Raw genomic sequence first — 492 nt, 5'->3', positions numbered from 1 at the left:
GGGGTGGTGGGTGGCTGGTCGTTGTTTGAGAACTGCACAGTGGACGCGAGCATCTGTGGCCAAGTTTTTAAGGGCGCACGGTGGATGCCTTGGCACCAGGAACCGATGAAGGACGTGGGAGGCCACGATAGGCCCCGGGGAGTCGTCAACCAGGCTTTGATCCGGGGGTGTCCGAATGGGGAAACCCGGCAGTCGTCATGGGCTGTCACCCATACCTGAACACATAGGGTATGTGGAGGGAACGCGGGGAAGTGAAACATCTCAGTACCCGCAGGAAGAGAAAACAACCGTGATTCCGGGAGTAGTGGCGAGCGAAACCGGATGAGGCCAAACCGTATGCGTGTGAGACCCGGCAGGGGTTGCGTATACGGGGTTGTGGGATCTCTCTTTCATGGTCTGCCGGCCATGAGACGAGTCAGAAACCGTTGATGTAGGCGAAGGACATGCGAAAGGTCCGGCGTAGAGGGTAAGACCCCCGTAGTCGAAACGTCA

1 rRNA gene is annotated in these 492 nt (G+C 58.3%); it reads left to right on the top strand.

The features are described from left to right. Window positions 1-57: 57 nt before the first annotated feature. Window positions 58-492: ribosomal RNA gene (locus K4B79_RS47520) — 23S ribosomal RNA — on the top strand; the annotation flags it as partial.

It is taken from the genome of Streptomyces lincolnensis, assembly GCF_021173675.1.
Taxonomy (GTDB): Bacteria; Actinomycetota; Actinomycetes; order Streptomycetales; family Streptomycetaceae; genus Streptomyces; species Streptomyces lincolnensis_B.
This window is presented reverse-complemented; position numbering and strand designations above follow the sequence as displayed.